The organism is Ostreibacterium oceani (assembly GCF_009362845.1).
GTDB lineage: Bacteria > Pseudomonadota > Gammaproteobacteria > Cardiobacteriales > Ostreibacteriaceae > Ostreibacterium > Ostreibacterium oceani.
In genome coordinates this window covers 107,976-123,730 of the sequence record NZ_WHNW01000003.1, presented here as the reverse complement: position 1 = coordinate 123,730, position 15,755 = coordinate 107,976, and the positions used below count along the sequence as shown (strand labels likewise).

At 43.9% G+C, this 15,755-nt stretch carries 11 protein-coding genes; 9 read left to right on the top strand and 2 right to left on the bottom strand.

Going from position 1 to position 15,755, the window contains the following annotated elements; genetic code table 11:
• Nucleotides 1-335: 335 nt before the first annotated feature.
• Both GCU85_RS10300 and GCU85_RS09950 read right to left on the bottom strand, forming a co-directional pair.
• On the bottom strand, nt 336-3,164 hold the full coding sequence (locus tag GCU85_RS10300) for a FimV/HubP family polar landmark protein (RefSeq protein ID WP_218110523.1): 2,829 nt from the start codon (nt 3,162-3,164) through the stop codon (nt 336-338).
• Nucleotides 3,165-3,372: 208 nt separating this feature from the next.
• Nucleotides 3,373-3,513: a hypothetical protein gene (locus GCU85_RS09950; RefSeq protein WP_218110522.1), complete on the bottom strand. Its 141-nt coding sequence runs from the start codon at nt 3,511-3,513 to the stop codon at nt 3,373-3,375.
• Nucleotides 3,514-3,747: 234 nt separating this feature from the next.
• On the opposite strand from GCU85_RS09950, the gene pyrF reads away from it, so the two are divergent.
• The 9 genes from pyrF (at nt 3,748) to gyrB (ending at nt 15,721) form a co-directional block, all read left to right on the top strand.
• A complete protein-coding gene (pyrF, locus tag GCU85_RS03930; protein ID WP_152809579.1) occupies nt 3,748-4,482 on the top strand; it encodes an orotidine-5'-phosphate decarboxylase in 735 nt (244 codons plus the stop codon).
• A gap of 26 nt (nt 4,483-4,508) precedes the next feature.
• A complete protein-coding gene (locus GCU85_RS03925; RefSeq protein ID WP_152809577.1) occupies nt 4,509-6,560 on the top strand; it encodes a M3 family metallopeptidase in 2,052 nt (683 codons plus the stop codon).
• A gap of 163 nt (nt 6,561-6,723) precedes the next feature.
• The gene (locus tag GCU85_RS03920) at nt 6,724-7,533 is read left to right on the top strand and encodes a TIGR04211 family SH3 domain-containing protein (protein ID WP_152809575.1); all 810 of its coding nucleotides are present in this window, start codon (nt 6,724-6,726) and stop codon (nt 7,531-7,533) included.
• A 504-nt stretch (nt 7,534-8,037) separates the two neighbouring features.
• Nucleotides 8,038-8,361 carry a thioredoxin TrxA gene (gene trxA / locus GCU85_RS03915; protein ID WP_152809573.1) on the top strand — a complete coding sequence of 108 codons (324 nt, stop codon included), beginning with the start codon at nt 8,038-8,040 and terminating at the stop codon, nt 8,359-8,361.
• Between the two features lie 20 nt (nt 8,362-8,381).
• Nucleotides 8,382-9,644 (top strand): transcription termination factor Rho, encoded by a 1,263-nt coding sequence (gene rho / locus GCU85_RS03910; protein ID WP_152809571.1) that lies wholly within the window; start codon nt 8,382-8,384, stop codon nt 9,642-9,644.
• Nucleotides 9,645-10,095: 451 nt separating this feature from the next.
• Complete coding sequence (locus tag GCU85_RS03905) at nt 10,096-10,872, top strand: hypothetical protein (protein WP_152809569.1); 777 nt, start codon at nt 10,096-10,098, stop codon at nt 10,870-10,872.
• Nucleotides 10,873-11,077: 205 nt separating this feature from the next.
• Nucleotides 11,078-12,031 carry a M28 family peptidase gene (locus tag GCU85_RS03900; RefSeq protein ID WP_152809567.1) on the top strand — a complete coding sequence of 318 codons (954 nt, stop codon included), beginning with the start codon at nt 11,078-11,080 and terminating at the stop codon, nt 12,029-12,031.
• A 71-nt stretch (nt 12,032-12,102) separates the two neighbouring features.
• Nucleotides 12,103-12,909, top strand: a complete 807-nt coding sequence (locus tag GCU85_RS03895; protein WP_152809565.1) for a hypothetical protein — start codon at nt 12,103-12,105, stop codon at nt 12,907-12,909.
• A 406-nt stretch (nt 12,910-13,315) separates the two neighbouring features.
• Nucleotides 13,316-15,721 carry a DNA topoisomerase (ATP-hydrolyzing) subunit B gene (gene gyrB, locus GCU85_RS03890; protein WP_152809563.1) on the top strand — a complete coding sequence of 802 codons (2,406 nt, stop codon included), beginning with the start codon at nt 13,316-13,318 and terminating at the stop codon, nt 15,719-15,721.
• Nucleotides 15,722-15,755 lie beyond the last annotated feature (34 nt).

Sequence of the window (15,755 nt, the reverse complement as noted above, 5' to 3'; positions counted from 1 at the left end):
CGTTTTCATTCCGTCGGCACCCTTTCAGTCGTCCTTTCAGGCATTCAAATCTAAGACCAAACACGAAGCGCCAAACAAAGCCAAGCTGATTTCGCATAACCCACAAAAACCCCCACTGCGCCACTGCCCACTGCCCACTGATTAAATTCGCAAGAAACCGCAAGAAAACCGCAAACAAATCGTAATTAAAAATTACACTAAAAAGCCATACAACAGTACGGCTTTTTTAGTGTATAGATTTCGTTTATACAAATGTTTCGCTTACTATTACCTATTCACTGTTTCGAGCACATTATGGTCAGGCGTATTATCCAATACCCTCACACTCGATATTCTCACTCAATATCTTCAAGCAGTTTGCGCGCGCGGTCTGCTTGTGCCGGACTGCCTTCATTGATGATTTCTTCTAATAACTCTTTGGCACGTTCGCCTTGTGAAATCGAAATAAACGACTTTGCTAAATCCAGCTTCATCTGCAAGCGAGAAGTGCCACTATCCTCAATACTTTGCGCCGCACTTTTCATGTAGTCTGATTGCGAATTCGCCACATTTTCATTCATCGATTGGTTTGCTTTTTCTGAACTGCCCTGATCTGACTTACCCAAATCTATAGATAAATCCACTTCCTCAACGTCATCTGACATTTCATGAGAAACCACCGATGGACCGCCGTCATCTTCTAAATTAAAGTCCAACGATAAATCATCATCCGCCTCGGTGGCAGCTAATGTTTTCGCTGCTGCTTCCGCTTTATCTTTTGCCGTATCGGTAACTGTGTCAGCAGCCGTGTCAGCAGCCGTGTCAGATAAATCTAAATCTACTGAATCCAAATCGTCTGTATCAAAAACAAAGTCAACTGTGTTGTCATCGTTAGCTTTTGTGTGCTGTTCAGTAATCGCTACATCAGAATTCGTCTCTGATGAAGCCGCTTTGTCTAAATCTGCCAGCGCTTCATCGAAATCAAAATTATCATCAAAGTTCAGCGAATCGCTTGGTGTCTCATTATTATCAGCAAGCAATGCATCTAAATCATCTAACGCATCAGCATCGTTACTCTCGAAATCACCAAGCCCACCAGATAAATCTATATCACTCTCAAAGTCAGCCAAATCAGCTGATTTATTATTGCGTGCGGTTGTTTCGCTCGCACTTACTGGCTGGTTGTCGGCACTATTATCAGCGCTATTATCGGCTAATAAATCGTCCAAACTCGTTTCATCATCTGTATCAGACCATGCGGCTAATTCATCATCGGCACCATCGTTGTCGTTATGTTGATTGTGCTCGCCAAGTGCCAGCATGTCGGCTGCTTCGCGATGCCCTTCATCGTTATCACGCAACGCGTCAACAACGCTGTTCTCTTTGTCCCCGCCTTCGTCAAAGGCAGCATCCAAATCATCTTCGTCTAACAAGACAATATCTTTGGTGTTGACGTCTGACCCCTGCGCTCTACGTCTTCGTAAAAACAGCAGGCCACCAACACCAGCCAATACAGCACCTGCACCGGCACCGATAAGTGGTAGCTTATCCACCACCTTATCCATTAAACTGGCTGCCTCTGTTGTCGCTCTTTTCGCCTGAGCGACTGACGCGTTGGCGGTTTCAGTTACTGTGTCAGCAACAACTTCGGCGCTTTCTTGTGCGCTTGTTTTTGCCGAATCAGCAGCCGCTTTAACCCCTGACGCCACCTCACCTGCCGTGTCCTTGGCTGCTTCAGTTGCCGCTTCAGTTGCATTATTTGCTGCTGTGGCCACCGAGTCTGCAGCAGACTGAGCGGCTTGCGTGGCTTGTTCTGCTGCTGCGTTTGCTGTCTCTTTGGCTGTTTCTTTCACTGCTTCAGTAGCAGCTTTGGCGCCGTCAACCACATCGCTGGTCGCGGCCTTAGCTGAATCAGATGCTTGTTGCGCCAAATCCTTTGTCGTCTCGGCGGCTGCACCGACTGCATTAGCGGCAGTCTCTTTGACACCCTCCGCTGCGGCACTTACTGAGTCAATCGCTGAATCTGTTGCGCCTACGACGGCAGCTTTGGCTTCATTTGCGGTAGCGGTTAATTCAGTAGCAGCTAATTCAGAGGCGGTTAATTCATCACCAACATCACTGCTTGTAGGGATATCTTTGGGGGGAGTAGCATCGTTTGTTGCTTTCTCAATTTTATCGGCAGCTTTAGTCGCGGCGGATACTGATTCGGTTGTTTTTTCAGAGGTTACTTGGTTGGTTGGTTGGGGTGTTGCTTTTGTTTCAGTCTTGGGCGCTGTTTTTGTTTCAGGCTTAGGCGCAGGTCGTTGCGTTGCTTTGCTTTGATTCTGGCTTGCGTTGGTGGTTGACGTATTGGTGGTTGACGTATTGGTGGCTGCCGCTTTCTTTGTCGCGCTTGGCTTGATATAACTCACCGTGCCAGGCATAGGCGCATAACCGCCAGAAAAGGCAGAATAACCTTGAATGGTCGGGATATTCAATCGCACACCAGCGGGCATTGCACCCGCTAGTGTTTTTGGGTTTGCTTGCTTAATGGCAGCAACCATGTCACGCACAGGAATGTTGTCTGAGGGCCGCGTATAAGACGCGATTGACCACAACGTCTCCCCTTTTCGCACAGGACCATATTGCGCCCCGCTGGGGTTACTGATTTTTAGCGTGGTTGAAACTGGCTTTGTCGGTGCCTGCGCGGTTTTTTTCTGTCCAGAAGCCCGCTGCGGTGTTTCGGCACGCTTTTTTTGACCTTCTGAACTACTGGACTTTTTTACCGATTGTCCACCCTTTGCATTGGTCTTTGCGCCACTCGTCACTGGATCCAAAAAGATAGCGTACTCTCTAGAGATAACTCCCTCATCGGTGTTGAGGCGTAATATAAAATTAATGTAGGGTGTCGCAATCTGCTTTTGCGAAGACACACTGATATAATAGCGCCCGCCTTTTTCCTGAATGGAAAAATTCAAGTCATTCAGCACTTCTGCGCGTTGAATGCCGCGACTCGCAAACTCAGCATTTGATGCGAGTGACACGGTCATTCGACCTTTATCTCGCACCGAGAGAATCGGGATTTCGGCCTTTAGCCGTTCGTTTAAATTAGAATAGGTCCGAATAGAACCCAAACCAACCGCCATTCCAACCGATGGAATGAGTAATACTGTTCCTGCAATTAACGATAACAATTTTTTATTCACGATGAGCCTCATCTTTATTTTTTATATTCCCTATATAAAGGTCCCAAATATGCCAATTATAGCACTGCTTAGTTGTTTTTAAAGTTTTTCAATTAAATTAAGGTAATATTTTTGCCTATTATCACACAAAAAAACACCACTTTGCAAATCTATCCTTCTAAAAACAACTATTTATTTCCAACCTTCACTGACACATCAATCCTCGCACCTAGCACAGAAAACTGACAAAATACTCATCGTTTTCAATCCAGTTAGCCGTCAAACCAGCGATTATCGCGGCGACCAATCCACCCAATTTATTCAGCGCGACTGTCGTCAACCGACCCACCAATTTCGCACCAAATCTCATCAACTGCCTTATTTATTCACCCTGTTCTTGCAATCATTTTAATCACGCCGCATAACCCCTAATGACGCCTGACAATTCATCTTTTTATTATCCGTGGATGAGTAATTCAACCCGCCGCCACCTTGACCGCGACCTTGGCCGCGACCTTGGCCTACACATTAAATCAAAGACAGTGACTTAACAAGATAACAAGTTTCCGCTACAATAGCCGCTATTCTTTTGACTTATCCGACTATGCCTACCATTTCATCTAGCACTCAGCCCACTGGCACATCTTCCGTCAACTCGCCAATCATTGTTGCGCTTGACTATCCAACCGCGCATGACGCGCTGGCAATGGCACAGCGTATTGACCCGACATCGGCACGATTAAAAATCGGCAAACAATTATTTGTCGCCGAAGGACCGCATATCGTCGAGCAGCTACAAAAGCTTGGCTTTGAACTATTCCTTGACCTAAAATTCCACGACATCCCTAACACCGTGGCGCAGGCCTGTTTATCGGCAGCCAAGCTAGGCGTATGGATGACCAATGTTCATGCACTTGGTGGCAGCCCTATGCTACGCGCAGTTTACAACGCGCTAAGCGAACTCCCTCAACGCCCATTAGTAACGGCTGTCACCGTTCTAACCAGCATGGATCAGCCCACCTTTGATACACTTGGATTTAATAAAACCATTGAACAAGCCGTATTTGATTTGGCCACGCTCACCCAACAAAGCGGACTCGACGGCGTGGTTTGCTCTGCCCACGAAGCGCCCGCCCTTCGCGCACGCTTGGGTGACGATTTTATTTTAGTGACACCAGGCATTCGCCTCGCTAGTGATAACACAGATGACCAACACCGTATTATGACACCACAAGCCGCCCTTGCGGCTGGTGCCGATTACTTAGTCATCGGGCGTCCGATCACGCAGTCAAAAGACCCTGACAAAACCATTTCATCGCTACGCCAACAGCTTACTTAATCAATTTTACACCGAGATATTTCCCCATGAAGACAAACCCACTTTTGACGACTGAACAATTCCCTAATTATTCCGCCATCCTGCCTGAACATGCGCTACCTGCCATTACCCAGCTTTGCCAAGATAGCAAAAAACGCATTGCTGAATTAGCCGAACAATCACCCGCAACGTGGGCAACTTACGAAGCCATCGAAGCCATAGACAACCAACTTGCCAAGGCGTGGACACCCATCTCGCATTTACATTCAGTCAATAACACACAACCGTGGCGCCAAGCATACCAAGATTGCCAACAAATTTTGTCAAAATATAGCGCAGAAATGTCGCAACACACAGGGTTGTATCGGTTTTACCAAGCACTACAGGCGAGCAATGACTTTAGCGCGTATGACACCGCCAGGCAAAAACTCATCAACGATGCCATTCGTGATTTTGAGTTATCGGGCGTTAATTTATCTGACGAAGATAAAAACACGTACCAAGGCTTGGTCCAGCAGAGTAGCGAGCTTTACACCACCTTTTCTAATAATGTCCTAGATGCGACGCAAGCGTTTCATCTCCACCTGACCGACGAAGCCGATTTAGCTGGCATCCCCGAGTCCGCCAAGGCATTATATCGACAACTCGCCGCCCAACAAGCGGTTGATGGATTCTGGCTGACACTAGACTTCCCAAGCTACGTGCCAGCCATCACCTATGCCGACAATCGCCACCTACGAGAAACCCTATACAACGCATTTGTGACCCGCGCCTCTGACCAAGGGCCTCATGCCAATCAATTTGACAATCACAACGTGGTTGAAGCCATTTTATCGACGCGCGCTGACATAGCGACCTTGCTAGGCTTTGACAATTACGCCGCGCTGTCGCTAGCCAATAAAATGGCAAAATCGGCAGACGAAGTGCTTGATTTCCTCTATGATTTAGTCGAGAGAGCCAAGCCCATTGCCGAAAATGAATTCGCCGAGCTAAAAGCCTTTGCCCAAGCAAACCTCGGCCTAGAGACACTAGCACCGTGGGATGTGGCGTATGCCTCCGAAAAACTCAAAGAAGCCGAATACGCGATTTCCCAAGAGCAATTGCGCGAATATTTCCCCGTCCCTCATGTTATGCAAGGGATGCTGGGCATTACCGAACACTTATTCGGGGTGAGCTTTAGCCAAAACAACGAAATAAACACCTGGCACCCAGATGTTACTTGTTACACCGTGCTGGATGCAGACAAAACACCCATCGCCTATTTCTGCATGGATTTATACGCACGGCAAGGCAAAAATGCTGGCGCGTGGATGAATGGTGCCATAGACAAAATTCACTCCAGCCATATACAACAATTACCCGTTGCCTATTTAACCTGTAATTTTATCCCGCCAGTTGGGGATGCGCCTGCCTATTTATCACACGATGAAATCCTCACTTTATTCCACGAATTCGGACACGGCATCCACCATATGCTGACCGAGATTAACCACAGTGCGATTAGTGGTATTAATGGTGTCGAATGGGATGCCGTCGAGCTACCCAGCCAGTTTATGGAAAACTTTTGCTACCAAAAAACGGTACTGACAGACATGTCTTGCCATCAAACGACTAGCGAACCGCTACCCGATGCCCTATTTGATAAGCTGATCGCCGCTAAAAACTTTCATGCCGCGCTTATGATGTTGCGTCAGCTAGAGTTTTCGATTTTTGATATGCGACTGCACCACGAATACAACTCCGACAACCCCGTCGATGTTATGACGGTATTACACGCTGTTCGCGAACAAGTTGCAGTCACGCCTTCGGCAGACTACGCACGATTTCCAATGAGTTTTTCACATATATTTTCAGGCGGTTATGCCGCAGGCTACTTTAGCTACAAGTGGGCAGAAATACTCTCTGCGGATGCGTTTTCTCGCTTTGAAGAAGAAGGCGTGTATAATACCGATGTTGGAGAAGCATTTAAACGCGAAATTCTCGCACGCGGTGCCTCACGCTCTGCCATGGAAAATTTCATCGCATTTCGTGGTCGAAAGCCAACGATAGACGCACTGCTTCGCCACCACGGCATGAATACTCAAACGCCAGCTGGTTAATTCTGTTGGTCAACATGATGGGTTATTGGGTTATTATATCGTGGGTTAATATAATGAACGCAGCAATGAACGCAGCAATGAACATGGCAACAACTCGTAACGCACTTGGTAACGTACTTGGTAACGTACTTGCACTCTCTCTTGCAAACACAAGGTATCTTAAATGAAACAGTTTTTTTTACTCATTAGTGGCGTCTTTTTATTAAACACCGTAATGGCTCAAGACGTTTGGGTTAGCGATGAAATCGAAGCCCCACTTCGAGCATCACCAGAGCTCAACTCAACGATTATCAAGCTACTTCCAGCGGGTCAGCGAGTGACCGCACTAGACCAAACCGACGATTACGTCAAAATTGAAACCGAAGACGGCGAACAAGGCTGGCTATCTAATTATTACGTGCTACGCCAACGCAGTGTGCATGACAAATTTAGCGAAATCAACCAAGCCCTACAGTCCGCACAAGCCGAAGTCACCACACTACAAGCTGAAATCGAAGAAAAAAACACCCGCATCAATGAGCTAGAAGCCGAAATACAAGACACACAGAGCAGCGCCAGCAACGCGGCGGAACAGGCCAAAAGCTCACAAACGAATCTCGCCAAATTGCAGCAAGAAAACCAGCTACTCCAGCAAAAACTGTCCGAACAAAACGAAAACGTCGCCCAACTCAGCCGTGCATTAGAAGTCGCTCAAAAGCAAGCCACTGACGAGCGCGCACGCTACCTCAGCTTAGCCAAAGTCTCTGAGAATGCGGTCGAAATTGACGAAAAAAACCGACAACTCCAAGAGCAAGCGGTCAAATTTGAAAAAGAAGCCCAACTGCTCAGAACAGAAAACCAATCAATCAACGCCAGCATGGCCAACAAAGAACGTATTATTGGCGCACTCACCTTGCTCGGTGGAATCGTACTGGGCTATTTATTGACCGTGTTTAGACCCGCTAGACGCAGAAGCAGCAGTCGCTACACCTAAAATTGCATACATAAGTTGCATATACAAGTTGCACACATAATAGATAACACAGAGATAACACGCAAAAACACGGCATCGATTGGCTTACTCATGGCTTACTCATGGCTTGTTTAGACCCGCTAGACGCAGATTCAGTTAACGGGTTGGCGCCAGTGTCGCACTTCACTGCTTATGGGGCATTGCAATCAATTCATGATGCACACTATTTGAATGAAGCACTATTTGAGATGCCGAACCAATGCCGAAACAATGGCGATTTAATCTTTAATAAGGCTTTTGCTACGCAATTATTATGTTATAATAGCGCCGACTATTCAGTTTCATTGGTTGGTAACAACACCTCTAGCCATAAATTAGCCATAAATACCAAGCAAACCATCTCATCCGCTTAGCCTCTCGACAATTCACCATTGACGACCATGCAAAAACGATAGATTTATGCTGAGAATTTTCAATTAAACAAACACACAAAAAACACCCACATTTACCCTAGGAGAACTTAAAATGAGCCATATCGTGCACGTAACCGATGCCGATTTTGAATCGGTGGTAATCAAATCAGAAACCCCAGTATTATTAGATTTTTGGGCAGAATGGTGCGGCCCTTGCCGAGCGATTGCACCGATACTCGAAGAACTCGCCCAAGAATTCGATGGCAAAGTGACGATTGCCAAACTCGACATTGAAAACAATCAAAACACGCCAGTACAGTATGGCATTCGCTCAATTCCGACCTTGATTTTATTTAAAAACGGACAAGTCGAAGGGACACAAGTCGGTATGGTTTCCAAAGGACAACTTACTGAATTTATTGATTCGGTCCTATAATTTCACTCAAAACAGACTTTATGCATCTTAACGATTTAAAAATTAAAAAACCCCATGAATTGCTGGCAATGGCCCAAGAAATGGGGCTTGAAGACCTCGCCAGAAAGAAAAAACAAGACCTCATTTTCGCTATCCTCAAAGCCCACGCCAAAAAAGGCGAAGCCATTTATGGTAACGGTGTGGTTGAAATCCTACCCGATGGTTTTGGCTTTTTACGCAGCACCGCAAGCTCTTATGTGGCTGGCTCTGATGATATTTATGTCAGCCCCAGCCAAATTCGTCGCTTTGGCCTACGCACAGGCGATGCCGTCGTGGGAAAAATTCGCCACCCCAAGGATAACGAACGTTATTTTGCGCTACTCAAAGTCGATACGATTAACGACGAACCACCCGAAAACACCAAAAAGAAAATTGCCTTTGAAAACCTCACCCCGTTACACGCAAACGAACAGCTTAAGCTAGAACGCGGCAATGGCAGCACCGAAGACATCACAGCCAGAATGATTGACTTAATCGCCCCCATTGGCAAAGGGCAGCGAAGCTTAGTGGTTTCCCCACCCAAAGCAGGTAAAACCGTGATGATGCAAAACATCGCTCAGTCTATTGCGGCAAACCACCCAGAATGCCACTTGATGGTATTGCTGATTGATGAGCGCCCCGAGGAAGTCACCGAGATGGAACGCACCGTCGCTGGCGAAGTCATTTCATCGACATTTGACGAACCCGCAACGCGCCATGTGCAAGTTGCCGAAATGGCAATTGAACGCGCCAAACGCCTCGTTGAGCACAAAAAAGATGTCGTGATTTTACTCGACTCTATCACCCGCTTGGCACGGGCTTATAATACCGTTTCACCCGCCTCTGGGAAAATTCTAACCGGTGGTGTCGATGCCAATGCGCTACACAAGCCCAAACGGTTTTTTGGTGCCGCGCGAAATATCGAAGAAGGCGGCAGCCTAACCATTATCGCCACGGCACTCGTTGATACGGGATCAAAAATGGATGGCGTCATTTACGAAGAGTTCAAAGGCACAGGTAACAACGAAGTCCATCTCAGCCGTAACATCGCTGAAAAACGCATCTTCCCTGCCATTGACATCAGCCCATCAGGCACACGCCGCGAAGAGCTCATGGTTGACCCTGATATTGTACAAAAAACCTGGATACTGCGTAAAATCCTCCACCCAATGGATGAGGTCAGCGCCATCGAGTTCTTGCTAGAGCGGTTACGCAATACCAAGACAAACGATGAGTTTTTCCAGACCATGAAAAACAGCAAATAGTATTAAGCAGTTACGAATCGATTACCAATCAATTACTAACCAATTACGTTAACCATCGCATTAATCAGCTACTTTACATTAATCAACTTGTTTAACTTATTCAGATTAATCTAATTAATCGCCAAGCGCCGCGACAATCTAACCCATTTCACGGCGCTTTTTTTAGCCTGCTGTTTTAGCGCGTTTTTAGCCCGCTTTTTGAATCCGCTTTTTGAATCCGCTTTCTGAATTCGCCTGCTAAACCATCTTTTCATCTATAGTCTGCATTTATGTTCTGTAAACGTTTTTTGCTGTTAATTGATTACCGTTCACTGTCGCCGAAAATCGAATAACACGGATTGCTTTGTACTCATATCTCATATATGATGACGAATAAACGAACTTTTAGTATAATCATATAGCCCCGATAAACGAATGTTCGTTTATTCGGATGTTAGCAAGCATTAGAAAAATGAAGATTAAGTCGCAAAAAATAATTGGACAGAATGGAAAAGTGAGAGAACACTTTATCAATAAATTCAATACAAAAGGACTTATCGAAAGAACTGAATTTCTTGACGAACACGGACAATTGCAATTCTACTCAGAGTTCGTTTATGATTCTAATGACAACTGCATTTTAAAAAAAGAATTTGATGCTAAAAATGAAATACAGAGTTCTAACCAATGGGAATTTGATGAACAGAATCGAGAGATTAAATTTCTTGAACTTACAGCCGAAAACGTAATTTGGGAATGGTACGAGAAACAATACCCAAATGACAATACAGTTATTTATATCTCAAAAGACGAAACAGGAATAATCAATCATAAGACTATTGAAAATACTAAAACTGGCACGCAAGAAAGATTTGGAGAAGACGGAAAACTGTATGCGACAATAACCAAAGAATATGATAATAGTGAAAGATTGATAAGTTCCAAAACCGTAAACACAAAGAGTAAAGTTACCGAAGAGAATAGATATCGTCATTCAGGATTAACAGAAATCTGGGAACTTTACATTGACGGAAAGTTTATTAAAACAGAAGAGTATCAAACTGACAAAAACGGGAATCAAATTTATTATGTCAGAAAAGACGATAAAGGAAAAAGTCTTGAATGGTTAAAACGTGAATATGATGAATATGGAAATCAAGTTTCAATTGAAAATGGCTTTGAAATTGATAAACCAACGCACAAATCGACAATTGAAATAGAATACTTGAAGAATAAAAACGCTTGCTAACAATGTATATAAAAATAGGCTAAACATTAATTAAATCAAGGCTTTTGGCTCGCACCAAAGTTTGTGCTTAACTGAAAGTTTAGTGCTTCGTAATCGCCTACTTTTCATATACTAACCGTTAGCGGCAATGTTTTGACGACACACAAGCAGACAGCTTAACAAAAAACTTTACATATTTAAGTTTTGACTACTACAGAAAAAGACCATGAATAAAATACCAATTATTCTCAGATTATTAGCTATAACCTTGCTGTCATTTATCACCGCTTGCAGCCAGCACACTTCGGAAAATACAAAAAAAACAAAATTTTACCAAAATCCTAGCTCTAGCATAAATTATTACTATGATACCGAACAGTTAATTCATCACATTAAAGAACTTTCTTCTGACGCATATCAAGGGCGACGAACTGACACTCCCGCATCATTGCTAGCGCAAGACTATATAATCAATCACTTTATTAAAAGTGGTATTATTCCGCTATACGAAAGCTATAAACAAAAATTTGAATTCGAATCAGATAAAAAAATTAAGGCGACTAATATCATTGGATACATAAATGGCTCTGAATATAGCAATGATTATATCGTATTATCTGCCCATTACGATCACTTAGGCGTATACGGAGATGTTATTTATAATGGTGCCGATGACAACGCTTCTGGCGTCGGAGCATTGCTGGCTTTTGCTCAGTATTTCAAGAAGAACCCACCCAAACACAATGTAATTATTGCGGCTTTTGATGCGGAAGAGCTAGGGATGAAAGGAGCTGAATTTTTTGTGGAAAACTCTATAGACGAGAATAAAAATATCGTATTAAATATAAATATGGATATGATTAGCAGAAGTGTTGATAACCAACTTTTTGTTGTCGGCACTCGATATAACCCCTATTTAATACCCGTAATAAATGGTATTGATGCTGTTGGTAATGTAGAAATACTGATTGGGCACGAAGGAATGACACCAGATGACGACTGGACCTATTCAGGAGATCACTCTGCATTCCACCGTGCAGGTATTCCTTTTATATACTTTGGAGTAGAGGACCACCCAGACTACCATCAGCCAACAGATACATTCAACCGTATAGACCAAGCATTCTACAAAGATGCCGTACAGGCTATTATTATGATTTTCAAACGGCTAGACAAATAATTGAAGTATTAATCTCATTACAAACTTTTCTAACATCCAGACAAGTAATCCCACATGACTTAAACAAAAAAATGAAAAAAAAGCTAACATCTAAAATAAAAAAAAGTGTGCTTTTAAGCTCTTTATTTTCTGGATTTGCCCTAACATTAATAAGCTACTTCATAATAAAAAATGCAATGTCAGATACATACCCCGAGCTCATCGGGTTATTTTTTGGCGGCATTATAGGTAGCGCAGGGTTATTTTTTCTCACCACCGCCATTATATTCGCTGAAAAAATAGAAATTAATCAAGATACAATAAGAATTTATTCTCTTACAAGAAAACCACTTGAAATAAACAACACCACCGACATCGAAAGTTACTTAGAAATCAACACAGATAATGGTTATTTTGTCACGCATGAACTGATAATTTTAACAAAAGACGCTAAAGAATATTTATTTACGTCATATTTTCATACAAATTATGCGAAACTAAAAAGAGTGCTGACAAAAAATAAAGCGCCCAATGATTATGCAAAAAAAATATGGTTGTATAGAAAAGAAAGACGCAACGCACTTAAATTCTTGATTGTTTCAATTATCATTTTTGTTTTTTGTTTAGCAATGTCAATAACATCAAAACACTCAGAAACAACAAAAAATCAGTTAATCGAAATTAATGGCACAGTATCAAATCAAATCAAGATCATACGCTCAGGCAAGAGAAAAACAAACAGATCAATAAAGATTGAACTAAAAGAATACCCTAATTTTACATTTCAGTTGGGTATAAATGATTTGAGCCAGATAAGAATTAAACAAATAATCAACGATATCCGAAAAGATAAACCGATTAAAATTGAAATACTCACCGTCCAATACAAAAAAAATTAACGAGAGAAATACCAATGCATTTTTTAGACAAAATCTATAACTACCGTATAATTCGCGGTTACAGCCTGAGTACTCAGCAACAAAACTACCTTCACATAGACCAGCTAAACAAACATAATACGCTTACCAATTCATGGATACTCAACCTTTTATTGGGGTTCAGTTGTTTTATGGTCGGTTTGGGTATTTATCAATTCAGGAAAATTAAAGACAGCAAAAAGGAAATAGCTACTCATGGATAATAGACAATGTTGACAATGCTACTCAATAACACCCCCTCTCCCCCACGATTTGACGTAATTCCTCAAACCGTTTCATTTAAGGTCGTTTAGCGCGGTAACAGTGTACAAAATCAGCAAAAATTGCTATAATTGTCTGCTTTAATAACCGTGATTAGCAGGTAACTATGGATCAAGCTTACGACTCAGGAAACATAAAAGTTCTCAAAGGGTTAGATGCAGTAAAAAAACGCCCAGGCATGTATATCGGTAACACCGATGATGGCTCAGGTCTGCACCACATGGTGTTTGAAGTCGTCGATAACTCGATTGACGAGGCACTCGCTGGTCATTGCCAAAATATCCAAGTTACCATCCACGAAGACGAATCCATTTCCGTGAGCGATGATGGCCGTGGCATCCCGACAGATATTCACCCCGAAGAGGGTCGCTCAGCTGCGGAAGTCATTATGACGGTACTCCACGCAGGGGGGAAATTTGACGACAATGCCTACAAAGTCTCAGGCGGTCTGCACGGCGTGGGCGTCTCTGTCGTTAACGCCCTGTCAGAGGAATTGGTACTGACGATTTATCGCGCTGGAAAAATCCATACACAGACGTTTAAGCATGGCATTCCGCAATCCCCGCTTGCTGTTGTCGGAGACACTGACCGCTCTGGCACCGAGGTTAAATTCAAAGCCAGCGCTGATACGTTTACCGAAATAAAATACGATTATAAAATCCTCGAAAAACGCATTCGCGAACTTGCGTTTTTGAATTCAGGTATTCGAATCACACTCAATGACTTGCGCGACAACCTATCCGAGACATTTTATTATGAAGGTGGTATCAAAGCCTTCGTTGAGTATTTAAACGAAAACAAAAGCCCGATTAACGAATCCATCATGTACTGCCAGACTGAAAAAGACGATGTCATCGTCGAGGTCGCACTACAGTGGAACGAAACCTACCAAGAAAACATCCACTGCTTTACTAACAACATTCCACAACGCGATGGCGGTACACACTTGGCGGGTTTTCGTGCGGCATTAACGCGCACACTGAATAATTACATCGAATCCGAAGGGTTAGGCAAAAAAAACAAATACTCAACCACAGGTGATGACGCCCGCGAAGGCCTCACTGCCCTAATCTCGGTCAAGGTTCCCGATCCCAAATTTGGCTCACAGACCAAAGACAAACTCGTTTCGTCAGAGGTTCGTGGTATTGTAGAATCAGTCGTCAATGAAAAGCTGTCTGAGTTTTTACTCGAAAACCCAACCGACGCCAAAATCATTGCCAACAAAATGCTCGATGCGGCTCGTGCTCGCGAAGCGGCGCGTAAAGCACGCGAAGTCTCTCGCAAAAAAGACGGCCTAGAGCTTGCTGGAATCCCTGGCAAACTGGCTGATTGCCAAGAAAAAGACGCCGCAAAGTGCGAAATTTACTTGGTCGAGGGGGACTCAGCAGGCGGCTCAGCCAAAACGGGGCGCGACCGCAAATTCCAAGCCATTTTGCCGCTCAAGGGGAAAATCCTCAACGTTGAAAAAGCCCGATTTGACAAAATGCTCAATTCAGCCGAAGTTGGCACCTTAATCAAAGCCCTCGGTTGCGGCATCGGTAAAGATGAGTTTAACATCGAAAAACTACGCTACCACCGCATTATTATCATGACTGACGCGGATGTCGATGGCGCGCATATTCGCACGTTATTGCTCACCTTTTTCTACCGCCAGATGAAATCGCTCATCGAAGCAGGATACGTCTATATTGCACAACCGCCTTTGTTTAGCTTTGCAAAGGGTAAGCAGACACGCTATATCAAAGACGAGAATGAACTCAATCAGACTATTCTGAATAACGCCATAGACCAAGCGCAACTCTTTACCGACAAAGACACCCCCGCTGTATCAAATGCTGCGCTAGAGCGGTTAGCCCATGACTACACCAAAGCTAAAGACGCTATATACCGCCTCTCTGGGCGCTATGAAATGACGCTACTCGAAAAAATGCTCGAAGTCGCACCGCTGTATACCAATGATTTATCGGACAAACAGGCGATTGAAACCTGGCTGAGCGCCTTAAAAAAACGACTCAAAGTCGTTGAGGACAACAGCACCTTTTATCGCTTTGATGTCGTGCCTTATGAAGACAAATTTGCGGTGGCTGTCGCCTATAATCGACACAATAACATCACCCATTATCAGCTTACGCCTAACTTTTTCCGTAGCAGCGAATACCAAAAAATACAGGCGGTTGCTAGTGAGTTAGCGGATTTACTTAGCCCATCTGCTTATTTGGCTTATAACAAAGACACCTACCCGGTTAGAGACTTCGCGGAAGTCATTAGCATTCTCATGCGCGAAGGCGCAAGCGGCTACACGATACAACGCTACAAAGGGCTTGGTGAAATGAACCCAGAGCAACTATGGGATACCACCATGAACCCAGAAACCCGTATCCTATTACAAGTTCGCATTGATGATGCCGTAGAGGCGGATAGAACCTTTACCACCCTCATGGGCGAAGAGGTCGAACCGCGCAAAGCCTTTATCGAAGACAATGCCATTAACGCAAACAATATCGACATTTAAATCAGCACGAATTGACTACCTATAAAACGACCTA